Genomic DNA, 24,588 nt, shown 5'->3' on the forward strand with positions numbered 1-24,588 from the left:
CAATACTACGACTGCTTAAAGATACAAAGCGGCCGTCCGAGTGTCCGCACAACAGGATGCGCGAGCGGCGCCTAATGGCCGGCAAGCGCACGCTCGCCGGCCACCGGCGATCACACTTCGGTTTGCTCAGCCATTTCGAGAGCATCGTCTACCTCGATCCCGAGGTATCGCACGGTGCTTTCGATTTTTGTATGGCCCAAGAGCAATTGAACCGCGCGCAAGTTCTTGGTGCGTCGATAGATCAACGGTAAGCGCGTCCTCATTACCGTGTAGATATCCTCGTTGAGTTTGGCTACTTTGGTGTCCACCAAATGAATGGTGGACGCTATTGTGGACAACGCTGCGCAATCCAAACGATCCAAACGCCCCAATTTTTCGGTCGAGTTCAAACGGCAGATCGTTGAGGCGACACTCAAGCCGGGCGCATCGGCCGCGCTCATCGCTCGCGAGTACGACGTCAACGCCAATCTGCTGTTCAAATGGCGTCGTCATTATCTTGCAGGCGATTTCGGCATGCCCGACGTTCCGTTGCCAGAGGCACCTGCGCTCGGCTGGCTACCCGTGGCGGTGGCCGAGCCTTTGCCGGAAGCAACGGCGAGCCAATCGTCGAACAGTGTCGGCACCTACGAGGTCGAATGTGGTGACGTCCGGCTACGATTAAGCGCTGACACACCCATCGCAACCCTGATCAAGATTGTGCGGGGCCTTGCTCGATGAGCCTGCTGATGCTGCCGTCTGCTGTAGGCCTGCCTTCCGGCTCCCGAGTGTGGCTTGCCGCAGGAGTCACTGACATGCGCGCCGGATTCAACAGTCTCGCGGCCAAGGTGCAGACTGTGCTTGAACGTGATCCGTTCTGCGGGCACGTCTTCGTGTTTCGCGGCAAACGCGGCGACCTGCTCAAGGTACTGTGGTGGAGCGGCGATGGCATGTGCCTGCTGATGAAGCGACTCGAGAAGGGTCGCTTCGTATGGCCTCAGGCCGACAGCGGCGTTATTTGCCTAAGCCCGGCGCAATTATCTATGCTGCTGGAAGGCATCGACTGGCGGCAACCGACGAGAACGACACGTCCGACTTCAGCGTTGTAAACGTCGTTGCCGGCGCGTAAACTGCCTGCATGACGCGCGCGAACCCACTTCCCGACGATGTCGAAACGCTGAAGGCCCTGCTGCTCAGCCGGGAGGCGGTGCTTCGCGAGCGCGACACGCAAGTGCTCAAGCTGCAAGAAACGGTCGACTCGCAACAAGCCGCGTTGGCTTCACGCGCAGCTGAAGTCGAACACCTGAAGCTGCTCATTGCCAAGCTGCGCCGTATGCAGTTCGGTCGCAAGTCGGAGAAGCTGGACCGTCAGATCGAGCAACTCGAGTTGCGTCTCGAAGAGCTTGAGGCCGACGAAGGTGCGGCGCCGGTCGAAATCCCGAAGACGCCGCGCACGGCTGTAGAACAGACACCGCGCAAGCCACTGCCCGATCATCTGCCGCGAGAGATCCAGACGCACTTGCCCGAATCCGCCGGGAAGTGCACACAGTGCGGTGGCCTGATGAAGTCGCTGGGCGAAGACGTCGCCGAACAACTTGAGTACGTACCGGCCAGCTTCCGGGTCATCCGTCATGTGCGCCCGAAGTTTGCCTGCGTGTGTTGCGACCACATCTCTCAGGCACCTGCACCGAGCCGTCCCATCGAGCGTGGTCTCGCCGGCCCAGGGCTGCTGGCGCACGTGCTGGTCTCAAAGTTCGCCGACCACATACCGCTTTACCGGCAGTCAGTCATGTACGCGCGAGAAGGCGTCGAGATTGATCGCTCGCTGCTTGCGAAATGGGTCGGTCACGCGGCGACGCTGCTGCAGCCACTCGTTGAAACACTGCGTGCTCACGTGATGTCGGCGACGAAGCTGCATGCCGACGACACGCCGGTTCCAGTGCTTGCTCCGGGCAACGGCAAGACGAAGACCGGTCGCCTGTGGGCGTACGTGCGCGATGATCGTGCATCGGCCGACATGACGCCGCCGGCGGTGTGGTTCGCCTATACGCCGGATCGCAAGGGCATCCGTCCGCAGCAGCACCTCGAATCGTTCAACGGAACGCTGCAAGCCGACGCGTACGGCGGCTACCAGGCCATCTACGAAACCGGGCGCGTCACGGAGGCAGCTTGCTGGGCGCACGCTCGACGTCAGTTCTATGAATTGCACGCAGCGCGCCCCAACGCGTTGAACACCGAAGCGCTCGAGCGTATCGGCGCGCTATACCGGATTGAGGAAACGATCAGGGGCAAACCGCCCGACGAGCGCCGCGCTTATCGCCAGGAGCACGCGCGGCCGTTACTTGACCGATTCCATGCGTGGCTCACGACAACGCTCGAAACGCTCTCGCGCAAATCTGACACGAGTCGGGCGATCCTCTATGCGTTGAACCGGTGGGAAGCGCTCACACGCTACTGCGATGATGGCCAGCTCGAAATCGATAACCTGCCAGTCGAGCGCGCGCTACGCGGGGTGGCCATCGGGCGCCGCAACTATCTGTTCGCTGGAGCAGACTCTGGCGGCGAACGTGCCGCCGCCATCTACAGCCTGGTGGGCACCGCAAAACTCAATGGCATCGATCCTGAGGCGTATCTGCGCTACGTGCTCGCACGCATCGCTGACCATGCGATCAATCGAATTAGCGAACTCACACCGTGGGTCGTCGCCGATCAGCTCCGCAGTCCAGCCTGACAATCACGATCCCAGTCAAGACGTCGCTGCTACTACGCTTACGATCAACGACGCTTTCGTTCGTCGCATGGTGTGCGTCCCGTACGCGGTGTCATCGAGCCCGATTGACGCGACCCAACGATGAACGATGCGCGCATACTGGCGCGTCGACACGTGCGCTGAGGCATGCAGTCGACTTGGAAACAAATAGTCGGCAGGCTTCAATCCCCGCGCCGAAATCCAGGCAGAGACACTTTGACGAGTCTGCTCCGTGATTTCGAACTGCGCGGGTCGGTGCATTTTCTGTTGCATGAAAGTCGCGCGAGCTACGACATGACCTCCCATGTAGACGTCCTGCACTTGCAAGCGCGTCAAATCGCACGCTCGAAGCTTACTGTCGATCGCAAGATTGAACATCGCCAACTCGCGAGCGTTGGACGACATCTGCAGCCTTGTTCGAATCGCCCAGATTTCCCGCAGCTTCAGCGGAGGCTTTTGGCCGGTTAGCCTTCCCTTATTCCACGGCACCCGACGAGTGCCGGAAGAATCAAGCATTTCCATGACAAGCTCCTCTTCAACGAAGGGAGATCGATTGTGCGCTTTGCGGAACGGTCAAACTTCGACCCGTTGCTGACGGTCGGATCGTCGGTATTCCAACGGCGGTTACCAGAGTGCTCCGGTCATCCACGCCGATGTATCACAGAAGCTCACTCGAACCGCATGGTGTCGGTCGGCGGAGGGCGTGTCTCGCTCCAGTTCATCCCTTACCCAGAGGCGGCCGACTTGGAAAGCCAGCCATGTTGCTCAACTGGGCTAGTTCATTGGCGGCCTCGCGCAGCAGTTCGGAGTACTCGTGAATCTTATTTGCCGTCAGCCGCTTACGCGGACCGGCCAAGCTGATGACACCGACGCAACGCGAGCCGCTGACCACGGGTGCCGCGACTGCCGACATTTTCGGCGCAAATACTTCATCGATCATCGCGTAGCCGCGCACCCGCGCAGCGTGCAAAAAGCCAAAAAGCGACTTCAGGGTGGTCGGCGCGTTCGGGCCGAATTCATTCGGCTGACCGAAGCCCTGCTTCAGCACGAGCGCAGCTGCTCTTTCATCGGACATCGTCATGAGCCATGCGTGTCCGGTCGATGTGCAGGAAAGCCGTGCTGCGTGTCCCATGTCGGGATCGTAACGAAAGCCCGACCGCTGACCGTCGGCCTTCCCCACCCAGATGATCGCATCGCCGTCCACCAGCGACAGCCGCGCCAGTTCGCCCGTGCGCTCCGCGATGCGTTCAATGATCGGCTGGGCAATATCTGCAATGCCGGTCAAGCTCAAAAACTCGAGCCCGTTCGACGTCATGCGCATGGTCAGAATGTAGCGGCTGTGCTCCGTCAATTGCCGCACATATCCGCTTTCGACGAGGTCTGCGAGGACGCGATGACACGAACTGCGTGGCATTCCCAGCGCATCCGCGATCTCGACCAGCCCTGCCCCCTCGCCCTGCGAGGCGAGGAAGTCCAGCATGCTCAGGCCGTTTTTGAGTGACATCGTTAGTCGGCTTTCATGATATGAAATGCAGTTCCGGTGCGGAACGGTTCGCTTTCGCAGCGAAAACAATAGCACCTGTTCGCCGCAAGAAACGAATATCACGACATAGCGAGAATCCAGGAGACACCCATGTCAGTTACTGCTGACCCCAACCTTGCCGCGGGCGAACGATCCGCGGAGTCTCACCTGATGGCGCGTCGCGCGGTGGCAGGCGCAACCGTCGGCACGGCACTCGAATGGTTTGACTTCGCGTTGTACGGCGTTGTCGCGGCCACGATCTTCCCGAAGCTGTTCTTCCCTTCGCTCGACGCCACCGCCTCGCTGCTCGCGTCTCTGGCGAGCTTCTGGGCGGGACTCGCCGCACGTCCTCTTGGCGCGGTGATCTGCGGCATGCTCGGCGACCGCTGGGGACGGCGCAACCTGATGCTCGTCACGGTTTCGGTGATGGGCGCGTCGTCGTTCCTGATGGGCCTGCTGCCCACGTATCAACAAGTCGGCATACTCGCGCCGACCTTGCTGGTCTCGCTGCGCATCATTCAGGGTTTCGCGCTGGGCGGCGAATCGACCGGCGCGCAACTGATGGCGGTCGAACACGCGTCCGCGAACAAGCGCGGGCTCTACTCCGGCCTGCTCGGCATCTGCTCACCGCTCAGCCAGATCCTGGCCAATTTCGCCCTCTTTGCGCTGTCCGGTCTCCTTTCGACCGACGACTTCGAATCGTTCGGATGGAGAATCCCCTTCCTCGCGAGTTTCGTGCTCGTGCTGCTGGGCATTTATATCCGCATGAAGGTCAGCGAGACGCCGGCCTTCGAGGCGCTCAAAAGGAATGGGGAAGGCGCGCGCGCCGTCAATCCGCTCGGCATTGTCTTCAGGTTTCACTGGCGGACCGCACTGCGTCTTACGCTGTTCTTCTGCGGCCCGGCTGCGCTCTTCTACCTGATCGTGGTCTTCTCGCTGAGCTATCTGACGAAGAACCTCGGCGTGCCCAAGCAGACCGGCTTCATGCTGCTGATGGTGGCCAACGTCTGCGCCATCGTCGGTGCGCTCGCGGGTGGCTATCTGAGCGACCGGATCGGACGCAAGCGCGCGCTGATGATCGGCTCGTTCTGCACGCTGGTCTGCTGCCTGATCTACTTTCCGATCCTCAATCACCACTCCATCGCCATGACGATGGCCGTGATGGGCGCCTTCCTCGGCTTCACGCAGTTTCAAAGCGGCATTCAGCCGGTGTGGTTCGCCGAATTCTTTCCGACCGAAGCGCGCTACACGGGCTCCGCACTGTCTTACTCGGGGGCGAACCTTCTCACCGGTGGACCGATGCCGATCATCGCCGTCGCCCTGCTCAATGCCTTCCATGGTTCACCGTGGGCCATCGTCGCGGTCTGTGGCTCATTGAACCTGCTCTCCTTTCTCATGATCGCGACGTCGCGGGAAACCAAAGACACCGCCCTCGAACGTAGCGCTACACACTGAAACCATGACTCGCAAACTCTACATCCTCAATGGCTCGAACCTGAACATGCTGGGCGCACGCGAGCCGCACCTTTACGGACATGCGACGCTGAAGGACATCGAGAAGAACTGTCTTGCGCTCGCTGAAGATCTCAAATTCGATTGCGTATTCCGCCAGACCAACAGCGAGAGCCAGTTGATCGACTGGATTCAGGAAGCCTTCCTGCAGGACGCGGCGCTCATCATTAACCCGGCCGGCTTCTCGTTCGGGCGGATTCCGGTGCTCGACGCGGTCAAGCTGATTCGCCGCCCTGTCGTGGAAATCCACATCACGAACATTCACCGACGCTCGGAGGAATACCGTCATTCGACGATATCAGTGGCGGCAACCGCCGTGATCTGCGGGGCTGGTGCGAACGGCTACTTGCTGGCGATCCGCGCCGTTGATGACCTTTGGACCGCCCCCTGATGCATTGACACGATTACGGCGCTGTCGGCAGTTCCGGCACGAGCCGGTTGATAACGCCGTAATTCAGCGCCGTCCAGAAACCGCCGGCATCGCTGCAAGTCTCTCGTTCGTGCGATTCGATGTCGCGGTGATCGGCCGTCAGCAGGCAGTCCTCGACATCGTTGAGCGAGGCGAAAGAAAGCACCGGAATGCCGTCGATCGCTTCGCCCCCGACGTCATCCTGTGTTGTGCCGTTTGAATGCAGTTGCGCATCGAGCCGCACATGGCGGTGAGTAGCGCTTTCAACAACACCAAATTCATGATGCCGCGCGTGACGACGCGAAACGCAGTTCGCTCGTCGGCACTGGCGTATGCGACGTACCCAATCCCCTTTCAGCGTGCGCGTTGATAGTGCGGCACACGAGCAGACGGCCCTTCATCAGACGCGCCATCGGACATTATCAAGCGGCCGCTGTCACCTGCTTGCGGCCCGCGATCGTGTTACTGCGATAGATGAGCGCGAGCGCCACGGCCAGCAGCGCCATCGCGGCGAATCGCCGTTCGCTCAACGGAACGACCGCATTGCCCAACCAGCCGAAGTTATCGATCACGAGACTCATGAGAAGCTGTCCGCTGATGACCGCCACTGTCGCAGCCGCCGTGCCGACGCGCGGCATCGCAAAGACGATCACGAGCATGTAGGCGACGCCGAAGAACGCGCCTGTGAGTTGCCATCGCGGCACGGTGAACACATTCATCGCGTGCGGCGGCTCGGTGAAGAACGCAATGACAATAGTCACGAGCGCGCCGAGCGCGAATGTCAGCCAGGCGCTTTCCAGCACGCCGACGACCGATCCGAGCCTGCCGTTGATCGCGGATTGCGCGCACAGGACTGCGCCGCTCGCGACCACCAGAAGAAGCATTGCAATAAACATCACCCTTCCCTCAATGAACGAGCCACAGTGCAGCAAGAATCGCGACCAGCGCCCCGACCCGGTGAAAGTCGATACTGCGCCGGGCATTGCCGAGCCAGCCGTTGTGATCGATCACAAGGCTCGCGGCGAGCTGCCCGAACAGGATGCCGACCATCGTCAGGCCGACACCAATATGCGGCGTGGCCATCGTAAGTGCGAACACGTAGACAGGGCCGAGCACGCCGCCTAGCAGCGTCCAGCGCGGCTGCGCAAAGAGCGCAGACACGCTGGTTCGGCCGAACACGAGGCCGAACGTCAGCAACAGCGTTCCCAGTCCGAAGATGCCGAGCGTCGCCCAGCCGTGACCGATCTCCTCGCCCAGCGGCCCGAGCAGCCCCGCCTCGACGGACAATCCCATGCCCGCCAGGACAACGAGGAGCAACAGCGCGACCTGTTTCATCCATGCCTCCAAAAGCTCGCCATCGTAGAGGCACGCAGACGCGGGAACAATCCGTCACAATGACATATCACTGATGTCTTTTTGGCAACTCGATGCAGATCAACGCATTACGTTACTTCGTCCATATCGCGATGACGGGCAGCTTCATCGCGACGGCGCGACGCTTCGCCGTGCCGCAGTCCACCGTATCGCGACAGATTGCGGCACTCGAAGAGAGCGTCGGACAACGCCTGCTGTTTCGTCACACTCGCGCGGTGCGCCTAACCGAAACCGGCGAGCGGTACTACGCGGAAGTGCGCGAAGCACTGGACCTGCTCGATGCCGCAACTGAAGCGCTCGCGGACGGGACGGACGCCGCTCTGCAAGGCCTTGTCCGAGTCAATGCGCCCGTCGCGCTGGGGCGCTTGCATATCGCGCCCCTGCTGGCGGAGTTCCGGAGAATGCATCCGAAGGTATCCGTCGAACTGATGCTGACCGATGCCTTCGTCGATCCGATCCAGGAAGGCGCCGATATCACCGTTCGCGTCGGCCGGCTAAGCGATTCCAGCCTCGTCGGACGCAAGCTCGGAACACAAACGTACTTGCTCTGTGCCAGTCCCGCATATCTGGACCGTCACGGCACGCCGGACACGCCGGAGGATTTGCGCACGCATGACTGCCTCGTCTACCACGGCCAGCACGGCGGTCAGCAATGGTTCTTTCGTCGAAGTGAGGAGACGGCCTACCGCGCCTTTCAGACGAGCGGCGGCTTTCGCTGCAACAACGCCGAGACGCTCGTGGAAGCGGCGCTCGCGGGGCAAGGGATTGTGCTCTTTCCGACCTGGATCTATCAGCGGGACACACTGAAGCGCAAGCGCCTCGTCCCGCTGCTGACCGGTTGGCACGCCTCGGTCGAACCCGATCCGCCCGATATCACGTTGTTGTTTCCGCAAGCGCGACTGCGGGCGAAGCGTGTCCAGTCGCTTGCAGACTTTCTCGTCGATCGCATTGGCAGCCCGCCATATCGGGAACGGGTGTTATAGCGCCGCGAGCCTAGCGTCATGCAGCCATTCAGTAGGGCCATCGGTTGGTGTTCGCTTTGTCGAGCTCCCCGGAAGGCCGCAACTGAAAGTGCTGCACATCACTTTTGCTGCTCAACGTTGGCCCGCCGATGTCCCTTCTCAAGGACAAACTCGCCGCACGAGTGACCACGCGCCGGTAAAGGCTAACGACTGCGATGGCCGCTTGCCGAAGTTAAAGGCAGGGCGCTGGGCACCTGAGGCGACCTTCCCCTCGAACTACCGTACCGACCCGTAGCTGTCGGTGAGCCTGAAGCGCGCGCCTTTGCAGCCTTAACATTCCCATGCTCGCGACACGCAACGGGACGTCAGGAAAGCTGGAGGGGCCCATGAGCGCGCCAGTCTCTCGCCGGGAGCGGATGATTAAGTCTTCTCCTTTGACGCGCGAGTCACCATTAAACCGCCCACTAAATCGTTCAACCGCCAGACTATGTCTTACGAACTAGAGCTCATCGGGCGCCGTTTCGTTTCGACGGAGCTCTCAATTTCGTCGGCAATCGGCGGATACGTGACTCTCGCAGTGCGGGCGGCCGGCCGCTTTCGTAGGCCACGTTCTGTTGTCCCTGATGATGACTACCATACTACCGTGTGACGCCCCCGAAAACACCGACGGGAGTTTGACAACCACAGGGAATACCTAAGGGCACCGGTTGCGGGAGCAAGCAAGGTCCTTGCGGAGTAAAACAAGCGTTGCTATACGGCTGTCGGGCGACTGGAACCGGGAGAGGAGCAGGCACCGGGATTGGCAGTTGGTTCTGGGCCAACATTGGACCCTGAGACATTGGAGGTGGCGAAAGTCCTTGACCAGACTGCTGCGCAAGGTGCTGCGACTGCCACGCAGCATATTGATTCTGCACGTCATACGCTTCGTTTTCCACGCCATTCCAACTGCGCAAATAACGGATCGCAAAATCACGAGTCCCCCAATCCCGGTACTGCCTGACATGAGTAAGCTCGTGCGCCCATAGTGCACGATCGCGAATTCCGAGGGGATTGGCGAAGACGATGACGTCCACAAGCGTTACCGCCGCGGCATCACCATAACGGATGCTGAGATTGGCGATATTTACGATGCCGTTGTCGCCCACTTTGTACCGGGCTCGATTCAATACATCTTCGTCGATGTACCCGGTCAGATCCTGCCTTACATCTGGCGGGATTGGTTGCACACCTCCGTTTATTGCCGTGGCGCGTGATGCATTAATAGCTTGCTCAAAGATCGGAGCGCCCGCTTGAGCTTGTGCTTCGAGACGAGCTTTATCGACAGCCCTGCCGGCATTATCGACCTCCCTGCCGACATTTCGGACGATCCTGTCGGGATGGGTAATATCGCCAATGGGATCCCACGCCCCCGCGTATTCAGATGTTGAGAGCAACAGCAATGGCAAAAGGGCAAGCAATTTGCGGTGTCTCGTCTCCATCGCACTCGCCCTCCATTGCACGGTCTGAGAAAAGTGTAGGTGACAATATTGCGAGAACAGGAGACATATGTGGGAAACCTAACATATCGAATTTGCTCGTGCCGTAATCTGGCCGAGGAGGGACGAGCGTGGTAGTTGTTCGACCGGCCTGCCAAGAGTTAATTGGCGTAACGTCGTGTCGCTCTTCTCATCTCGAAGTCCAACGTAACCTATTGTTCGGGCAACGTCGAGCGCAACGGCGAAACGGATGCCGCCCGGGCTTTCACCCAGCCCTGCCCCAGCGCGTTGAGCAACACTAACGAGGATCAGGGGCAGCGTAATCGCAGGAAGTCGTCGAATGCATATTTTCTTGTGAGAGAGTTACAGTAAATACGCTCGTCGTATCGTTCGCCGTTTTTCGATTGACCTTAAGTGGTACTAGGTGAGAGGCCGCTTCACCGCCAGAACCGATTCATTGCCACTTGCCACTGCGGTGGCTCGACCGACAGCGATGGGTCGATTTCGCCCGTTGGTCCTGGGACGAATCGCAGATCGGCATGACCGTGGTATCGGCGGCCGGTTGCCGAACGTCAAACGGTCATCCCTGCCGCGATCAGCGAACGTCCGCGAAGGCCGGCGTGCGCGGAACATCGGGCGGGGTTCAGACTGGACCGGCCGTTCAAGTGACCACTGGATGGCTCAGGCGAGCGGCAGAAAGTGGCCGACGCCAGTAGTTCGAAGCTCGCCGATGATCGAGCGGTGCCGAGCCGTCTCCCGACTCCCATCGACCCACAACTGCCAGTGGTTCTAGTTAAGTCTCAACGGCGTCTAACCGAATGTTCCGGTCATTCACGCCCCTTTCCGGGAGCAAAAATTCGGCCCTCGTCGACATTCACCGTACTCATTGCGTATTTCGGCGAACGTGACCGCCGATTTCGGGAACGTGACCGTTTGACGCGGTCGGGCGTTGCGCGGTGTCGATTGTAGATTTCCTTGCTAGTTTTTCGCGAACGCCTTATCGTGCTCGCAGAACTGCGTGTAACGGTAGGTCTTCCGATTCGCGAACTCCGCCTGATATTCCTCCCACAACAACGTCAGCGTCACGCCCTTGCGGCGCAGTTCCTGATGAATGCGACCGTAGTCGGGCTGTGCATAGGCTGCGGGTCCGGTGGGCTTGCCAAGAAGCCGTCGCTCGAGCTCGCCTTCGTCCATATCACAGGCGATCGCCCAATCCAGCCCGGCGGCACCCGCCAGCCCGACGTACTTCGTGACCACGCCCTTGGAAATGCCCAGCGACGCGGCGACTCGATCATGCGAGAAACCGCCGTCGAACTTAAGTCGTAAAACATCCGTGATCAATGAAATGAACGCCTCCCGCCATGGTCGCACCAGGGAATTGGCCCGGCAACGGCGGATGCTATGCAAACGCACTATGCTTGACGAGCCGTTGCGACCTCTGCCATTTGACTCCAGGAGAGACCGAGATGAACCTTACGCCCGTTGGGATCGATATCGCGAAGCGTGTCTTCCAAATACACTTTGTTGACGCTGCGACGGGCGAGGTCATCAACAAGCCGATAAAGCGTGCGAAGCTTCTCGAACACTTTGCGAATCGGGCCCCATGCCTTATCGGCATGGAGGCATGCGGCGGTTCGCAGCATTGGGCGCGACAACTGATGGCGCTAGGGCACGAGGTCAAGCTGATGCCAGCGGAATTTGTAAAGGCCTTCAACATCCGTAACAAGAACGACGCAGCAGATGCTCAAGCCATATGGCTCGCGTTGCAGCAGCCGAGCAAACCGGTAGCCGTAAAAACCGAGGCGCAGCAGGCAGTCTTGGCGCTGCACCGATTGCGCCAGCAGCTGATCAAGTTCCGCACCATGCAGATAAACTGTCTGCGGGGACTCCTGACCGAGTATGGTGAGGTCACTGCACGAGGTCGCCTTGCACTCGATAAGGCAATGCCCATGATATTGGCGCGCGTTTCTGAACGGCTTCCACTCGCGCTCATTGATACGCTGCGGGAACAGTGGGCTGCGCTATCGAAAATCGACGATCAAGTCTCTACGATTGAACGGCGACTTCAACAAGCCGCTATCAACGATAGCGGCGTCAGAGCGATTACTGCAATACCCGGCGTCGGCACGTTGACCGCGACAGCAGCCGTTGCCTCGATGGGTGACGTGCGTGCCTTCAGATCCGGACGCGAGTTTGCCGCCTGGATCGGCTTGGTGCCCCGGCAGACCGGTTCCGGCGGAAAGGTGGTACTTGGGCGAATCAGCAGACGTGGTGACACGTACTTACGGACACTGCTGATTCACGGTGCGCGAAGCGTTATGTACCGTTTAAAGCAGTCTACCCCGTGGCTTGATCAGATCAAACAGCGCAGACCTGCGAATGTAGTCGTCGTCGCGATAGCAAACAAGATCGCTCGAATAATCTGGGCAGTCCTCAGCCATGGCTGCCCGTATCAACAAGGGCACGTCAGCACGAAACCCGCCTAACTGCGAACCCGTCGATAAGACGGCGTTCTTCCAGGCACGCTTATCCAAAGGTTGCGTCGGCAGTCGAAAGCGATGACACGATAGGTCGGACCGGTACTCGCCAAACCTGAATGCGCATACGAGCTCGCAGCTCGCTTGATCAAAGAGGCGCGAGTAAGCGAATTTCATCGGGGCCCGCAGTGCGCGTCTTGCACTGCACCAAGGCCGGATATACAGCAGCAGTCCATCCACCTGTCAGCGCGCACTTCTGCTTCGCAAAAGGGAGGCGTTCATATACATGCGCATGTTCATCCGGTGCGCGGGCATGCTCTCTCCGGCAAAAGCCGGCGAGCATAGCTCGCGTGGTTGATGTCATGCGCAACGCCAGTCCTGCCGTCCGGTTCGTTCGGTCACGTTCCCGAAACGGCCGGTCACGTTGCCGAAATCACCGGTCACGATCCCGAAACGGCCGGTCACGTTGCCGAAATCACCGGTCACGATCCCGAAACGGCCGGTCACCTTCGTCCGAAATACGCACTCATTTTCTATTCTGAGAGTGAAATCTGGAAATAGATCAATTCCGCCGCGGTGGTGCTTCGGGATATTGCGTCCCCATCGACGACTTAGAATGAGGTTGTTTAGGTCGAGCGAGGATGAAGCGCCTTTCGAATCTCCGCGATTAACTGCTCCTGCAAATAGGGCTTGCGTATGCGCGGAATAGTATGGTCAGCGCCTTCGGGCAATTCTGCATAACCGGTTGCAATCACAACCGGTAGACTGGGTCGAAGGCCGCGTGCCGCGTGAGCCAACTCCAGGCCCGTCATGCGCGGCATGGAATAGTCAGTCAAGATCAAATCGATGTGTTTGCCGTTGTGTAAAACATCAAGCGCGGCCACACCGGAATGGACCTCAACAACTTCATGGCCCAAATCCTCGAGCAGAAAAGCCGTACTCGACGCGATAAGCGGATCGTCGTCAACCACTAGAACGCACGCTCGTTCGTGGAGCGGGTCAATAACTTCGCTCTGCCTTGCAGGAAGCGTTACTGGGGGCAGCGCATGGCTTGTCTGAGCCTCGCTGACGGGTAACAGCAACGACGCATGCGTGCCTCGACCGGGACTACTTTCAAGACGCAAGGAGCCACCCAACTGCAGGGCAAGCCCGTGAACCATGGAAAGACCAAGTCCTGTACCTTTTCCGACCTCTTTGGTCGTAAAAAATGGCTCCGTGGCGCGTGCAAGTGTGGCCGGGTCCATGCCGGTGCCAGTGTCGCTGACTGTCACCCGAACATACTGGCCCGCGTGCAGTTCCAAAGCGCCCGACGCCTCCGCGGTGTCCACGCTGATGCTCAGCGTTCCTCCGTTGGGCATCGCGTCCCGAGCGTTGATGACCAGATTAAGAACTGCGAGTTCAACCTGATTGGCATCGACCATCGTCTGTGGCGACGTGGAATCGCTTCGGATAACAAGCTCGATGGATGAACCGATCGACCGCTGCACCAAATCTGACATGCCCGCGATCAACGAGGACATTGCGACAGGCTCGACCTTCAACTCCTGCTGTCGCGCGAAAGCGAGCAGACGCTGCGTGAGTGCGGCACCGCGCCGGGCCCCCCCAAATGCGCCATCGATCAGCTTCATAAGGCGTGACTCTTGTGGCACTTCTTTGCGCGCCAGTTCAAGATTCGCGATAATCGCCATCAGCAGGTTGTTGAAGTCGTGAGCGATACCTCCTGAGAGTTGGCCCAGCGTCTCCAACTTTTGAATATGTCGCAGCAATTCCTCCGTCTGTTCTCGCTGTCGGATCTCATCAAGGACTTTTTGATGGGTCTGTAAGAGCTCGGCCGTGCGTTGTGTCACTTTCATCTCAAGCGCTTCGTTGGCTTGCCGCATGCCCTCCTCGGCGGTCTTGCGCGCTGTGACGTCTGATGACACGCCTACCAAGCGGTAGGCCCTGCCGATCTCGTCTGATAAGACGCGAGCTCTTATATCAACCCAATGAATTGTGCGATCCGGCCAAACATTCCGGTACTCGATGATGTAGTCACATCCAGTCTCGACGCTGGACTTGACCGTTGCCTGCATCCGATCCCGATCATCAGGGTGGATGCTGGCAAGCAATGTTTGATAGGTGAATGCAGAGTCTGCGGGGTAGCCGAAGATGGCCTTGCACGTGGCGGAAGTCGTCAGAACGCCGGTCGACAGATCGAGGTCCCACGACCCCAACTGACCGGCCGTCAACGCAGTCTGAAGTCGCGCCTCGCCTTCGTGTACCTGCTCGATGCGAGTGCGCGCATCAAATTGGCGATTTCGTCCTCGAATCGCTGTGCCGACCACGCTGGCGAACGTCGCTGGATGGAAAGGTCGCTCGATGAGCGTAACGTTTCCCAACGTTTTAACTAACCGGACCGCAGGGGCCCGATCCGCTACGCTCGCGCGCCTTGTCAACACGACAAAAGGCAGATCCGACCACGCGGGCTGCGTATTGATCCAAGTCGAAAGCCTATGCAGATCGGCGTCGACGAGTGCTTCCTCAGTAGCAACAACACAGCATGTCCTGTCGCTTACCAACGAAGATAAATGCTCAACATTTCGGCAAATTTGGGATAAAACTTTCAACTCGGTGAGCATTGCGGCGGCGATGCTGGCATCCCGCCCCGACGGGGCGAGAATTAAGGTCGGACAGGGATCAATCTCAGGCATCTCTTTCGCCGCCTTCGCTCGCGCCGAGAAGCGGCCCGATGTTACCCACAAAGGTCGGTACGCCGCGAAGCACGCCTTGAAACTCGGTCAGTGGCTTTCCGACCTTAAGCCCTGCCTCAGTGATGCGAAACTCACGAATCGCTTCCTCGTGATGGCCGGTGCGTTTTTTGATGACCGACACCGCGCGTCGAACACTGCCAAGCGCTTCGAAATAACGCAAAAGCACCACCGTGTCGGCAAGATAGGTGACGTCGACCGGTGCTTTCATGTCGCCGACCAGGCCGTGCTGGGCGACAGTCAAGAACGTATTGGCACCTTGCCGATTCAAATATTGCAGCAGTTCATGCACATGCAGGATCAACGCATTCTCTTGCGGCATTGCGGCCTGATAGCCATTCAAACTGTCGATGACGATTGTCTTGGCCTGTGCCATATCGACTCGGGCCCGCACGCGGTGGGCAAATTCCCCTGGTGAAAGCTCCGCTGCATCTACCTGCTCGATTTGGAGCAAGCCCGCGTCACGCATCGCTTCGAGATCGAACCCCATAGCACGTGTTCGATCGAACAAAAGTCCCAGTTCTTCATCGAACGCAAAGAGCGCGGCCTTTTCGCCTCGTGCGACGGCAGCGGCGATGAACTGCAATGCAAAGAGGCTTTTTCCTGTTCCGGCAGGCCCGAGGATCAGGGTACTTGAGCCTTGCTCAATTCCGCCTCCGAGTAACGCATCAAGCCCTTCGACATTGCTCATCACCTGGTGGCGCGCAAACTTGGTGTGATGCTCGCTCGAAACGAGGCGAGGAAATACTGTTACTCCGCCCTGCTTGATCGTAAAGTCGTGAAATCCGCCACGATATCCCCGCCCGCGGTATTTCGACACTTTGAGTCTGCGCCGCTCGGCGCCGTAGTCCGGCGACAGCTCTTCGAGTTTGATCACCCCGTGGGCAACGCTGTGGACGGTCTTGTCCAGGGCGTCAGAGGTCATATCGTCGAGCATCAGGACGGTCGCACCGTGTCGCGAAAAATAGTGTTTGAACGCGAGGATCTGCCGCCGATAGCGCAACGAGCTTTGCGCAAGAAGCCGGATCTCCGACAGGCTATCGATGACGACGCGCTGCGGCTTAATCCGTTCAAATTCTCGCAGGATCAGGCGTGTCGTTTCACCCAGTTCTAAATCGGACGAGTACAAAAGGCTTTGTTGCTGATCCGCTTCGATCAGGCTCTCCGGTGGTACGACTTCGAAGATCGAAATGTCGTCGCTTAGCTGCCAGCCGTGAGATGCCGCTCCGCGGCGCAGCTCCTTTTCGGTCTCCGAGAGCGTGATGTACAAGCCTTTGTCGCCGACATCCGTCCCGGCCATCAGGAACTTGATGGCAATAGTGGTCTTACCCGTACCTGGATCGCCCTCGAGAAGAAACAGGTTGCCCTTCGTCAGCCCGCCCGCAAGTACATCGTCTAGCCCTCCAACACCCGTTTGCGCAACAGAGCTCACGTCGCTGTTATCGTTCATCAAGCACTCCAATCTGTTTCATGAGGCCGCGGGAAAGTGTGTGGCGGGGAATACGCGAAAGCGCATCGGCCAAAGACAAACGCGCGCGCACCAGGTCGAATGCGCTTTGACGCTGCAGCCAGAACATCGACGGCACCCCGGTCAACGTCTCGATTCTGGTGGCCATCTCCGGTGTCACGGCCGCCGTGCCGTCGAAGATGCGATGCAGGGTCTGTCGCGACACCTGAAGTTCGCGCGCGGCCTGACTAATGGATAGTCCTACGCCGGGCAGCACGCAGTCTCGAAGGAGCACACCTGGATGTTCACTTGGCGTCATGCAAAGGGATGAATCAGTTTTTCGGCGCGTCATCGCTTCTTGTAAACCCAAACGTGACAAAAGGAGGGGCACAATAGCACACGGCTCACCTTGCGTTCCAATCTCTCGGCTGGTCCTTTGCCGCAGGCGCCAAGAGGCGCGTCTCCGCTCGCGAGACTTAGCTGAGCTCTGCATCGAAGAAGTACTGGCGTCGCCTGTGCGAATAATCTACCCGCCGAGTCGTGCTTGGGATCATGAAACAGCGCCGTCCAACACTCGGCTTTACGAATCTCCGGCGACGACCCGAACTGGAATGCCGGGGCACATTTCGGCAGCGAGCCTGAGCGCCTGGTTCTTGTCCCCAACCACCGCCGCGAATTTGCGACCTTCGGTGTCCGCTTGCTGCAGCTCCACACTCCAGCCAGCGCCTGAATGCGGGCGGAGTATTACGACGTCGTCACACGGATCATTCGTTTTCATGGTTCGTCTCGCTTCACGCGGGGATGTCACTGATGTGCATAACGCTTGCCCGCTCGCAACGTAAGTGGGTGCGGCAACTTGCGCCGCGCGCGCTAGCATTCGGTCTCGGCGTTTCCTGGCGCCCCCGGATAAGACATCATGACCCTGTTCAAATCGGCAATCCCCGCCGGCTTAACGACGAAATGTTCGAAGCCGGCCTGTTTTGCTAGCTTGATATGGTCCTCACCCGCATACCTGTTGATTTGCACTGAATCCTGACCCACGATTGGGTTAAGACTTGGTGGAAATCAACAATGTGGACTTACCCTTATCTCGAATCGAATCGAATCGGTCGGTGTCGCGGGATTTTGCTCACAAATACGCTACCCTCCGACCTATTGCCCGCTTATAATCCACTGAAGTTAATAGGGGTATCACGGGCGAGGCATGATATTTGGCAGCCAATATAGGCGGTTCTCAACCATCGCAGCGGCTTGCGCCCTTGTAACCAGACCGCGTAGGTGTTCTAAAGCGTCCAACGTGAAGCGGAGACTGTCCAGTACGGCCAGTATCGTTATGGGACTGTGCCCTTGCGGAAACAACACAAGGCGCTCGTAATCTGCTATCCGTCTACGGGTACACTTTATCCTCTCGTCTATGACGCATAGGCGCTTCGTATATGTCTGCATATTCATATTTGGTCCTCTGACTAAGCTCGTGGAGCAGTCCCCATACCTGCCACGCCGTTAGGAGACGCAGAAATACCGCGCGCAGTTCATCAGCAATCTGCGGAGGCGTTAGCCGCCATTGGGAATAGTCAACACAACGGATAGTCGCAACATGCCCCTAACTCGATGGTTTGAATTGCTGCCCGATACGGTTAGTCGTGCCGTCGCCAGCCTTGATAACTCTGGTCTTCACATAGAACAAATCAGACTTGTTACTTGAAAACATTCTATATGGTTAGATATGAGGAACAGAGAAACAAGCCCAAGGCAACGGACTGCGTGTCAATTAAAACCTGAGGATGTGTGAATACACCGTTTTCTCTTGTTAACGTAGTAGCGCGGGTTTTAAGAGAGGTGAAGCCCACCACCCCATTAATCGGCGGCCTTGCCTCATGGATTTCGAATACGCCATTTTCACCTCCCTACATAGTAGGGTAAGTAGCGAGGGAATACTATGGATAAACCCAAGCCGCTACCTAATGAGGGTGAAGCACGCCGCACCGCTGGTCCGTAGGTCCCGACTGGCAGACCTGAATAGGCGGGCCAGAGAAGTGATGGCGCAGGTACAGCGAGAATACGGAGTCCAGTACGGCATTCGGCTAATCCGGTTACATTAAGGCCCTGTAGCCTTGCCTCAACGTCGCAAGGTCTCTCGCATAGCCACATTGGAATGTCTGCTTTCAGAAGCGGTAGTGCCTAAGCATTCGGCACCTGCATCCGCTACTTGCCTTTGAATTTCAAAGATTCTCACTTTAATAATATGCAAGTTTGTCGCTATAAGTAAACCGGCGCGGGTCGACAAGATATTCGGATCGCCCAATGCTTCAGCGAAACTAGCATCTAATTGTCTCGCCGCCTCGGCGTGAAACCTTCCATTAATCAGGCTTTCAATTGCTGAAATTTTCCTCTCAAGAGACTGCGCTTTATCACGTTTTGCTGAGGGAAACCGGCCAACGAGATCTGCGGACAAGACCTATCTCAACTCCACTGCGGTGGGAGTTCCGGCGTGAGATCTCTAAAGGATCTTCCGGCGATTGCACACCCGCACTCTCGTCACGAATCGCTGAACTACTGTCGTCTCACGTGCGCTCGAAGAAGCCCGTTCGACGGCGTCGACTTCATTTTTCACGCCGCTGTAGTTCTTACGGCGGGCGATCTCCATGTTGGCGGTGACGACCATCAGCAGGTTGTTGAAATCATGCGCGACGCTGGCAACCAGATTGCCGAGCGCCCCCATACGTTGCAGCTGTCGCGTCGAGGCTTCCGCAGAACGGCGCCGCGATAGTTCACGGCGCCAGTTGCGCCAGGACGCCTCTTCAGCACGAAGGCGGCGGAGCGAAAATGCGATGAGCAGCCAAAGGCAGATACATGGAATCAAGGCAACAAGGACGATAGACATGTCGTCGCGCAGCCAAATCCGGACCAAATCGCTGACTGCGAGTCCCGCTGAGGCATATACGGGGTATTCTCCCGCGCGCCGATAAGCGAGCAGCTTTCGAATGCCATCGAGCGGAGAGTCGATTTCCATAATGCCGCGGGACGTACCTCGAGCGAATTCATTCTGGAGGACAGCGTGTTTCGGCGGCGGCGCCGCGACACGAGGCCTGGGAATACGCGTCAGAACCGCACCGTCCTCCCGGTATACGCCCACAGTGAGTTCTGGATTTTCCTCAATAAGCTTTTGGCAAATTTGCGCAAGGTAACTTACATACACTGAGACGACCGTCGCCCCATCGAAACGGCCCTCAAAAGTCGTTCTTGAGAAGAGCAGCTTTATTACGGTCGGGCCACCGTCTCGACCGCGCTGCGGCGAAAAAATATAGAGAGGATGCGCTGTCGAGCGGACAACATCGAAGTCTTCCTTGCCGATGTAGCTTTCAGAAGTCCGCGGCCGTCCGCTGTCTGCTAGCAACTGTCCGTTACTGTCGTAGACAGAGAGCGCCGCAACGTGTCGATGAGCCGCGACCACGGCCTCAAGCCGCTTGTTCAGCGTCGTGCTTTCGTTTTCCATGCGTCGCGTGTCGGTTGGAGTGGCTATACCGCTGGCCTGCACCGCGAGTTCGCGACTTACATCGAGCAAATTTGTGAGGTTACTTTCGGCCACCCAGGCGAGCTGATTCAACCGCGCGGATTGCTCTGCCATCACGCGGCCATATGTGTGCCAGGCATACAGCGCAGCGAGCACCAACGGGACGACGATGGAAGCCACCAGTGCGACAACAAGTTGTTGCCTCGCAGCTCGAAAATTCAGCGGGGAAAACGAAAGTCGTTCGGACCGGCTTGAGTAACGCGTCTCAGGGACTGTCATCTGTCACCTTTAATAGAACGTCCGATCTGGAAAAACGCGCCGCAGCGCGGGGCACCGGCGAGCCCTCGCTTTGCCCGCGCATTTCTACATATTCTAAGAGGTTAGCCACTATACCTACTGATGACTTCTCGGATGGCCCGAAGCAATGGTCCAATCCGGGCGGCGTGAAACCCTACTGTCAGCGACAGTGCAGTGGATGTCGGTCACGCCCGATTACTTCGTCGTCGAGCATTGGCAGGAGTCGATTGGCCCGTTCGTCAACATATCCCTTTAAGCGTGCAGCGCAGTAAACGCGGGCTCCAAATCAGCAGACGGTAATGGCGCGACGCGCTTTGCATCCGAGGCGGCCGCGATCGGGCCCACGATCACCCCCACAACCCTGGCGGAAGCCAGCAAGTCGGAGGTCATCTTTCTGGCCGTCCGTTTCGAGTCGCATCCGAAGATCGCAAAGGCGCTGCCCGACTGGAAAGGCAAGACCGTCATCGACGCAATGAACACGCAAGCGCCGCTTGAGGAACTGGACGGTCTTTCATCCTCTGCACTCGTCGCGCAGGCATTCGCCGGGGCCGATCTGGTCAAAGGCTTCAATCACCTGGTGGCTGCCATCCTCGATCAGAACCCGGCCGTACACGGTGGCAGGAGAGTCGTGTTTTTGGCTAGCGACGATGACCGGGCCGCAGCAGAGGTTGGCACGCTTGCGGCAAGACTCGGTTTTGCGCCAATCAAACTTGGCGGGCTCTCTGAAGGCGGCCTGCTCGTTCATGCACGCGTAAAAAGCTGTGGACCGCAATTCGCTCGGCGATGAAAAAGCTCAGCGGTAGGCTCGTTGGATTCACAACGGGCACATCTCGGCAAGGAGCCGTCGTTTGAGTGACCGCTGCCCGGCTCGGTTCAATGACGGGAGTTGGCCGATCGGGCGAGTTCACCACCGGCCGTTTTCTGGCATTCCGATTGGCCGGACATCGATTCAGCTGAGCGGCTGGTTTGGAGGAAGTTGTCTGACCGAGTTGGGTCGGAAGTGCCACTTCGCGACGAACTCGACGCGCACGCCTAGTCGCGCTTGGTCATAACGGCCGTATCGCATTGCGCCTCCAGTTCGAGAGCGTGTCACGCACTGCAACGCTGGGTCGCGCGACAAGTCCACTTCAGGTGCCGCGCGCACTTGCGCATCCAGCACGCCGAGCGCGTACTCTACGGTCGCCGTCAAACTCGTCAGCGACTGGCTTCGAGTACACACGTCAAACGACGTGTCGTATGCGTGAGCATATCAAAAATGCCGACCCCGACCTTGCGAAGTGATCCGAAGCTACTCAGAGGAAACGACTGTCGCAAGGAACGCATCTGCGATCACCGGTCTGCCGAGCAGGAAGCCTTGCAACGTGTCGCAGCCTAGCCGGGTCAGATACATTTGTTGCGCGGCGGTTTCAACGCCTTCGGCAACGATCCGCAGATTGAGTGTTCTTCCCAGAGCTACGATGGCTGAAATGATCGCCGCGTCCTCCGTGCCGTCGGCAAGATCGCGCACAAACCCGCGATCAATTTTGAGCTCGGTCGCAGGCAGGCGTTTGAGATAGAGCAAGCTCGAATAGCCGGTGCCGAAGTCATCGATCGCGATTTGCACGCCGGTCCGGCGCAATTTTCGAAGGACCATCAAACTGAAGTCGACATCGCGCATTGCAGTCGATTCGGTTACCTCCAGGATCAGGCATTTTGCTGGCAAGTCATGCCGATACAACGCGTCCCGCACCGCCTGAGTAAGACCCTCATGGGCGAACTGTATGGGCGACAGATTCACAGCCATGCTCCAGCCGGTGTGACCCGAATCGTGCCAAGCCTTCAGTTGTCGGCAACTCTCGTCCAACACCCAGGCTCCGATTGGCACGATTAGCCCGGTCTTCTCCGCAATCGGAATGAATCGCTCGGGGGCCATGAGCCCGCGAACCGGATGATCCCAGCGTAAAAGGGCCTCCGCCCCAACCACTGGCCCATTAGGGGCTTTAAACTTAGGTTGGTAGTGAAGGATCATTTCGCCTCGTTTCAGCGCCGAATGCAACTCATGCGCGATTTGCATCTGTTCATACAAATCCGCTTCCATCGAAGTTTCGAAGAAGCAATAGCCGCCACTACCGAGCGCCTTGGCGTGATACATGGCCGAGTCAGCGTTGCATAGCAGTTCCTCCTGATTCGCACCACCGTCAGGAAAGATGGTGATGCCAATGCTCACCGAAATTTCGACTTCGTGGCCGTTTACCCGATACGGCTTTTGGATCGCTCCGATCAACGCTACCGCAAACTCGGCGGCGGCCGCCGCATCTTTGAGGGAAGACAGCAACACGAATTCGTCGCCGCCTATGCGTGCAATCGTCTCGTGAGGCCGTAGACGGGCGCGGATGCGCGTGGCGACGTCGATCAGCAACTGATCCCCAACGCGGTGACCAAATGCATCATTGACCGCCTTGAAGCCGTCTAGATCCATGAACATGAGCGTGAACCTGTCGTCGGCATGGATCGCGGTTCGAACCAATTCTTCGAGCCTGTTCTCCAGTTGCATGCGATTGGGAAGTTCAGTCAGGCTATCGTGCAGTGCAAGATGCGCGAGTTTGTCGTTGGCCGCTGCTAGCGAAGTCGCTAGCGCGGCCGTTTGAGCCTCCATGCGTATGTCGAATACGGAAATCGTCAACGCGATCGCAATAACGGCCAGCGTCACGACCATCGTCACCAAGGCTAGCCAGCCATGGTTTGCGCCGATTTCGGCTACGCCACACACACTGCCTATGGGAAACCGGGCGGCCGCCATTCCAACGTAATGGATGCTCGCAAAGGCAACGCCCATCACCAGCGAAGCACTGCTGCGACGAAATAGCATCATCGACGTGCGGCCCCGCAGGCGAAATGCGAGCGAGAGCGCGGCACCAGACGCGATGATCGCAATCGTCACCGACATTGTCGCCAGCGCGGGGTCGTAATCGATTGCCGGCCGCATCCGCATGGCCGCCATGCCCGTGTAGTGCATACCGGCGATAGCTAGCCCCACCATCACCGCGCCGACCATCAGGCGCGGAATCGGCAGTCGGTCCTGACAAACGAGCCATAGCCCGAGTGCCGATGCTGCAATCGCTAGGAGCAACGACGCGACAGTGATCAGGGGGTCGTAGCCGAGCGGGATCGGCAAATTGAAGGCCTGCATGCCGACGAAATGCATCGACCATATTCCCAGTCCCATCGCGCACGCGCCGCCGAGAAGCCACCACCAAGTCATCCGGTCTTTGGCGCTGGCGATGCGCCCGGCCATATCAAACGCCGTGTACGCAGCGAGAACGGCCACGAAAAGCGAGCAGACGACCAGCAGCGGATTGTATGTATGCGGAAGCATCGATCGTTTTTCGCGCGAGCACTACTAAACTATCGCGTCATGAGCCTATCGAGACGGCACACGATTCGTCCGATCTAAAATCGAAACACCGGCCCGGTTTTGTCACTCGTTCGACGGAAAATGCCCATCAAGGGCTACAACCCGCGAGCGTCAGTCTGGAAGAAAGCGTCTTCTGGCGCTAAGGCGTGCCGAGAGAGAGCCACGCGTACGCGTTACATAGCTATCGCACTATGCAGGATTGTCGAATCGGCAGGCTAAGTAATCAGCATTGTTCGCGCCCGCTCGCCCTCTGCCACCGGGCAGTCCACTATCCGACATGGTAGGCAGTCACGGGCGTCCTGGAAGGGCTCCGGACGCCTAAGGCGCGCGCGCAAGGCGGTTCCTATCATCGGCATGGATCGCTCGGTTATCCTTGGCGCGACCGGCGAACGCCCGTCAAGGCCGAAGTGTACGCATTGCTTGTTAGACAGGGTTCGGCCACAAAGAGCCGTTCGCTACTTGCCGCACAGGCACTCGCGCGACTTCAACACCTTGTGAGCGGACGTTCGCGTGCCCTCGGACACAACGAGCGTTATGTTGCTACCGCTGCATACGGCGTCACGCCGGAGCGTCAAGGTTGGCTATCGAACGTCTCCACACCATCCAGCGGAGACACCCAAGCGAATCGGCGCTGCGCCCAGATTTGCCTGACTGGCGCGCCGAGTTCGAAGCGCTGTTTCAGCGCACCTACGCGCAACGAGTAATGCGTGGGATCGACTTCCGCCGATGAATA

20 protein-coding genes and 3 pseudogenes are annotated in these 24,588 nt (G+C 58.6%); 8 read left to right on the forward strand and 15 right to left on the reverse strand.

Annotation, left to right across the window (positions count from 1 at the left end; genetic code table 11):
- Nucleotides 1-110 precede the first annotated feature (110 nt).
- A pseudogene (locus NCR39_RS29105) lies at nucleotides 111-260 on the reverse strand (integrase); the annotation flags it as partial.
- A 55-nt stretch (nucleotides 261-315) separates the two neighbouring features.
- Between NCR39_RS29105 and tnpA the strand changes: the two are divergent.
- The 3 genes from tnpA to tnpC are packed head-to-tail and all read left to right on the forward strand — an operon-like array spanning nucleotide 316 to nucleotide 2,707.
- Nucleotides 316-717 (forward strand): IS66-like element accessory protein TnpA, encoded by a 402-nt coding sequence (gene tnpA, locus NCR39_RS29110; protein WP_250456261.1) that lies wholly within the window; start codon nucleotides 316-318, stop codon nucleotides 715-717.
- On the forward strand, nucleotides 714-1,085 hold the full coding sequence (gene tnpB / locus NCR39_RS29115) for an IS66 family insertion sequence element accessory protein TnpB (RefSeq protein ID WP_350029710.1): 372 nt from the start codon (nucleotides 714-716) through the stop codon (nucleotides 1,083-1,085). Before tnpA ends, tnpB begins: the two co-directional genes overlap by 4 nt.
- A gap of 29 nt (nucleotides 1,086-1,114) precedes the next feature.
- Nucleotides 1,115-2,707: an IS66 family transposase gene (tnpC, locus tag NCR39_RS29120; RefSeq protein ID WP_250456262.1), complete on the forward strand. Its 1,593-nt coding sequence runs from the start codon at nucleotides 1,115-1,117 to the stop codon at nucleotides 2,705-2,707.
- Between the two features lie 15 nt (nucleotides 2,708-2,722).
- Here tnpC and NCR39_RS29125 read toward each other — a convergent pair whose 3' ends face one another.
- The gene (locus NCR39_RS29125) at nucleotides 2,723-3,247 is read right to left on the reverse strand and encodes a tyrosine-type recombinase/integrase (RefSeq protein WP_250456263.1); all 525 of its coding nucleotides are present in this window, start codon (nucleotides 3,245-3,247) and stop codon (nucleotides 2,723-2,725) included.
- 196 nt (nucleotides 3,248-3,443) lie between these two features.
- Nucleotides 3,444-4,229 carry an IclR family transcriptional regulator gene (locus NCR39_RS29130; RefSeq protein ID WP_250456264.1) on the reverse strand — a complete coding sequence of 262 codons (786 nt, stop codon included), beginning with the start codon at nucleotides 4,227-4,229 and terminating at the stop codon, nucleotides 3,444-3,446.
- Nucleotides 4,230-4,418: 189 nt separating this feature from the next.
- Here NCR39_RS29130 and NCR39_RS29135 point away from each other — a divergent pair, with 189 nt between their 5' ends.
- Entirely contained in the window at nucleotides 4,419-5,702 is a 1,284-nt protein-coding gene (locus NCR39_RS29135; protein ID WP_250456265.1) for an MFS transporter, read from the forward strand.
- A 4-nt stretch (nucleotides 5,703-5,706) separates the two neighbouring features.
- Nucleotides 5,707-6,150, forward strand: coding sequence for a type II 3-dehydroquinate dehydratase (locus tag NCR39_RS29140; RefSeq protein ID WP_250456266.1), 444 nt, complete (start codon nucleotides 5,707-5,709; stop codon nucleotides 6,148-6,150).
- Between the two features lie 13 nt (nucleotides 6,151-6,163).
- Here NCR39_RS29140 and NCR39_RS29145 read toward each other — a convergent pair whose 3' ends face one another.
- The 3 genes from NCR39_RS29145 to NCR39_RS29155 form a co-directional block, all read right to left on the reverse strand.
- Complete coding sequence (locus NCR39_RS29145) at nucleotides 6,164-6,412, reverse strand: hypothetical protein (protein WP_250456267.1); 249 nt, start codon at nucleotides 6,410-6,412, stop codon at nucleotides 6,164-6,166.
- A 178-nt stretch (nucleotides 6,413-6,590) separates the two neighbouring features.
- Nucleotides 6,591-7,064, reverse strand: a complete 474-nt coding sequence (locus NCR39_RS29150) for a DMT family transporter (protein WP_250456268.1) — start codon at nucleotides 7,062-7,064, stop codon at nucleotides 6,591-6,593.
- A 10-nt stretch (nucleotides 7,065-7,074) separates the two neighbouring features.
- Entirely contained in the window at nucleotides 7,075-7,503 is a 429-nt protein-coding gene (locus NCR39_RS29155) for a DMT family transporter (protein ID WP_250456269.1), read from the reverse strand.
- 92 nt (nucleotides 7,504-7,595) lie between these two features.
- Here NCR39_RS29155 and NCR39_RS29160 point away from each other — a divergent pair, with 92 nt between their 5' ends.
- Complete coding sequence (locus tag NCR39_RS29160) at nucleotides 7,596-8,525, forward strand: LysR family transcriptional regulator (protein WP_250456270.1); 930 nt, start codon at nucleotides 7,596-7,598, stop codon at nucleotides 8,523-8,525.
- A gap of 617 nt (nucleotides 8,526-9,142) precedes the next feature.
- On the opposite strand, the gene NCR39_RS29165 is transcribed toward NCR39_RS29160, so the two are convergent.
- Together NCR39_RS29165 and NCR39_RS29170 are read right to left on the reverse strand one after the other, a co-directional pair.
- Nucleotides 9,143-9,982, reverse strand: a complete 840-nt coding sequence (locus tag NCR39_RS29165) for an eCIS core domain-containing protein (protein ID WP_250456271.1) — start codon at nucleotides 9,980-9,982, stop codon at nucleotides 9,143-9,145.
- Between the two features lie 981 nt (nucleotides 9,983-10,963).
- A pseudogene (locus NCR39_RS29170) lies at nucleotides 10,964-11,326 on the reverse strand (IS21 family transposase); the annotation flags it as partial.
- A gap of 119 nt (nucleotides 11,327-11,445) precedes the next feature.
- Here NCR39_RS29170 and NCR39_RS29175 point away from each other — a divergent pair.
- The gene (locus NCR39_RS29175; protein WP_250456272.1) at nucleotides 11,446-12,465 is read left to right on the forward strand and encodes an IS110 family RNA-guided transposase; all 1,020 of its coding nucleotides are present in this window, start codon (nucleotides 11,446-11,448) and stop codon (nucleotides 12,463-12,465) included.
- 351 nt (nucleotides 12,466-12,816) lie between these two features.
- On the opposite strand, the gene NCR39_RS29180 is transcribed toward NCR39_RS29175, so the two are convergent.
- From NCR39_RS29180 to NCR39_RS29215, 6 genes are all read right to left on the reverse strand, one after another.
- Complete coding sequence (locus tag NCR39_RS29180) at nucleotides 12,817-12,963, reverse strand: hypothetical protein (RefSeq protein WP_250456273.1); 147 nt, start codon at nucleotides 12,961-12,963, stop codon at nucleotides 12,817-12,819.
- A 119-nt stretch (nucleotides 12,964-13,082) separates the two neighbouring features.
- Entirely contained in the window at nucleotides 13,083-15,146 is a 2,064-nt protein-coding gene (locus NCR39_RS29725; RefSeq protein WP_284507409.1) for a PAS domain-containing hybrid sensor histidine kinase/response regulator family protein, read from the reverse strand.
- Complete coding sequence (locus NCR39_RS29200; protein WP_250456274.1) at nucleotides 15,139-16,653, reverse strand: ATPase domain-containing protein; 1,515 nt, start codon at nucleotides 16,651-16,653, stop codon at nucleotides 15,139-15,141. The genes NCR39_RS29725 and NCR39_RS29200 overlap by 8 nt, the downstream gene beginning before the upstream one ends.
- Nucleotides 16,643-17,143 carry a HigA family addiction module antitoxin gene (locus NCR39_RS29205; RefSeq protein WP_350029711.1) on the reverse strand — a complete coding sequence of 167 codons (501 nt, stop codon included), beginning with the start codon at nucleotides 17,141-17,143 and terminating at the stop codon, nucleotides 16,643-16,645. The genes NCR39_RS29200 and NCR39_RS29205 overlap by 11 nt, the downstream gene beginning before the upstream one ends.
- A gap of 1,626 nt (nucleotides 17,144-18,769) precedes the next feature.
- Nucleotides 18,770-19,105: a hypothetical protein gene (locus tag NCR39_RS29210; RefSeq protein WP_250456276.1), complete on the reverse strand. Its 336-nt coding sequence runs from the start codon at nucleotides 19,103-19,105 to the stop codon at nucleotides 18,770-18,772.
- A 45-nt stretch (nucleotides 19,106-19,150) separates the two neighbouring features.
- Nucleotides 19,151-20,443 carry a hypothetical protein gene (locus NCR39_RS29215; protein ID WP_250456277.1) on the reverse strand — a complete coding sequence of 431 codons (1,293 nt, stop codon included), beginning with the start codon at nucleotides 20,441-20,443 and terminating at the stop codon, nucleotides 19,151-19,153.
- A 331-nt stretch (nucleotides 20,444-20,774) separates the two neighbouring features.
- Here NCR39_RS29215 and NCR39_RS29220 point away from each other — a divergent pair.
- Nucleotides 20,775-21,248, forward strand: a pseudogene (locus NCR39_RS29220) (NADPH-dependent F420 reductase); the annotation flags it as partial.
- 501 nt (nucleotides 21,249-21,749) lie between these two features.
- Here NCR39_RS29220 and NCR39_RS29225 read toward each other — a convergent pair.
- Nucleotides 21,750-23,816 carry a putative bifunctional diguanylate cyclase/phosphodiesterase gene (locus NCR39_RS29225; RefSeq protein ID WP_250456278.1) on the reverse strand — a complete coding sequence of 689 codons (2,067 nt, stop codon included), beginning with the start codon at nucleotides 23,814-23,816 and terminating at the stop codon, nucleotides 21,750-21,752.
- Between the last annotated feature and the right edge of the window lie 772 nt (nucleotides 23,817-24,588).

The sequence above is a fragment of the Caballeronia sp. ATUFL_M2_KS44 genome (assembly GCF_023630965.1).
Taxonomy (GTDB): Bacteria; Pseudomonadota; Gammaproteobacteria; order Burkholderiales; family Burkholderiaceae; genus Caballeronia; species Caballeronia concitans.

Bases quoted from the DNA above. Each gene is read 5' to 3' on its own strand.
- tnpA (WP_250456261.1), top strand. From the start codon at position 316: ATGGTGGACGCTATTGTGGACAACGCTGCGCAATCCAAACGATCCAAA.
- tnpB (WP_350029710.1), top strand. From the start codon at position 714: ATGAGCCTGCTGATGCTGCCGTCTGCTGTAGGCCTGCCTTCCGGCTCC.
- tnpC (WP_250456262.1), top strand. From the start codon at position 1,115: ATGACGCGCGCGAACCCACTTCCCGACGATGTCGAAACGCTGAAGGCC.
- NCR39_RS29125 (WP_250456263.1), bottom strand. From the start codon at position 3,247: ATGGAAATGCTTGATTCTTCCGGCACTCGTCGGGTGCCGTGGAATAAG.
- NCR39_RS29130 (WP_250456264.1), bottom strand. From the start codon at position 4,229: ATGTCACTCAAAAACGGCCTGAGCATGCTGGACTTCCTCGCCTCGCAG.
- NCR39_RS29135 (WP_250456265.1), top strand. From the start codon at position 4,419: ATGGCGCGTCGCGCGGTGGCAGGCGCAACCGTCGGCACGGCACTCGAA.
- NCR39_RS29140 (WP_250456266.1), top strand. From the start codon at position 5,707: ATGACTCGCAAACTCTACATCCTCAATGGCTCGAACCTGAACATGCTG.
- NCR39_RS29150 (WP_250456268.1), bottom strand. From the start codon at position 7,064: ATGTTTATTGCAATGCTTCTTCTGGTGGTCGCGAGCGGCGCAGTCCTG.
- NCR39_RS29155 (WP_250456269.1), bottom strand. From the start codon at position 7,503: ATGAAACAGGTCGCGCTGTTGCTCCTCGTTGTCCTGGCGGGCATGGGA.
- NCR39_RS29160 (WP_250456270.1), top strand. From the start codon at position 7,596: ATGCAGATCAACGCATTACGTTACTTCGTCCATATCGCGATGACGGGC.
- NCR39_RS29165 (WP_250456271.1), bottom strand. From the start codon at position 9,982: ATGGAGACGAGACACCGCAAATTGCTTGCCCTTTTGCCATTGCTGTTG.
- NCR39_RS29175 (WP_250456272.1), top strand. From the start codon at position 11,446: ATGAACCTTACGCCCGTTGGGATCGATATCGCGAAGCGTGTCTTCCAA.
- NCR39_RS29725 (WP_284507409.1), bottom strand. From the start codon at position 15,146: ATGCCTGAGATTGATCCCTGTCCGACCTTAATTCTCGCCCCGTCGGGG.
- NCR39_RS29200 (WP_250456274.1), bottom strand. From the start codon at position 16,653: ATGAACGATAACAGCGACGTGAGCTCTGTTGCGCAAACGGGTGTTGGA.
- NCR39_RS29205 (WP_350029711.1), bottom strand. From the start codon at position 17,143: ATGCAGAGCTCAGCTAAGTCTCGCGAGCGGAGACGCGCCTCTTGGCGC.
- NCR39_RS29215 (WP_250456277.1), bottom strand. From the start codon at position 20,443: ATGACAGTCCCTGAGACGCGTTACTCAAGCCGGTCCGAACGACTTTCG.
- NCR39_RS29225 (WP_250456278.1), bottom strand. From the start codon at position 23,816: ATGCTTCCGCATACATACAATCCGCTGCTGGTCGTCTGCTCGCTTTTC.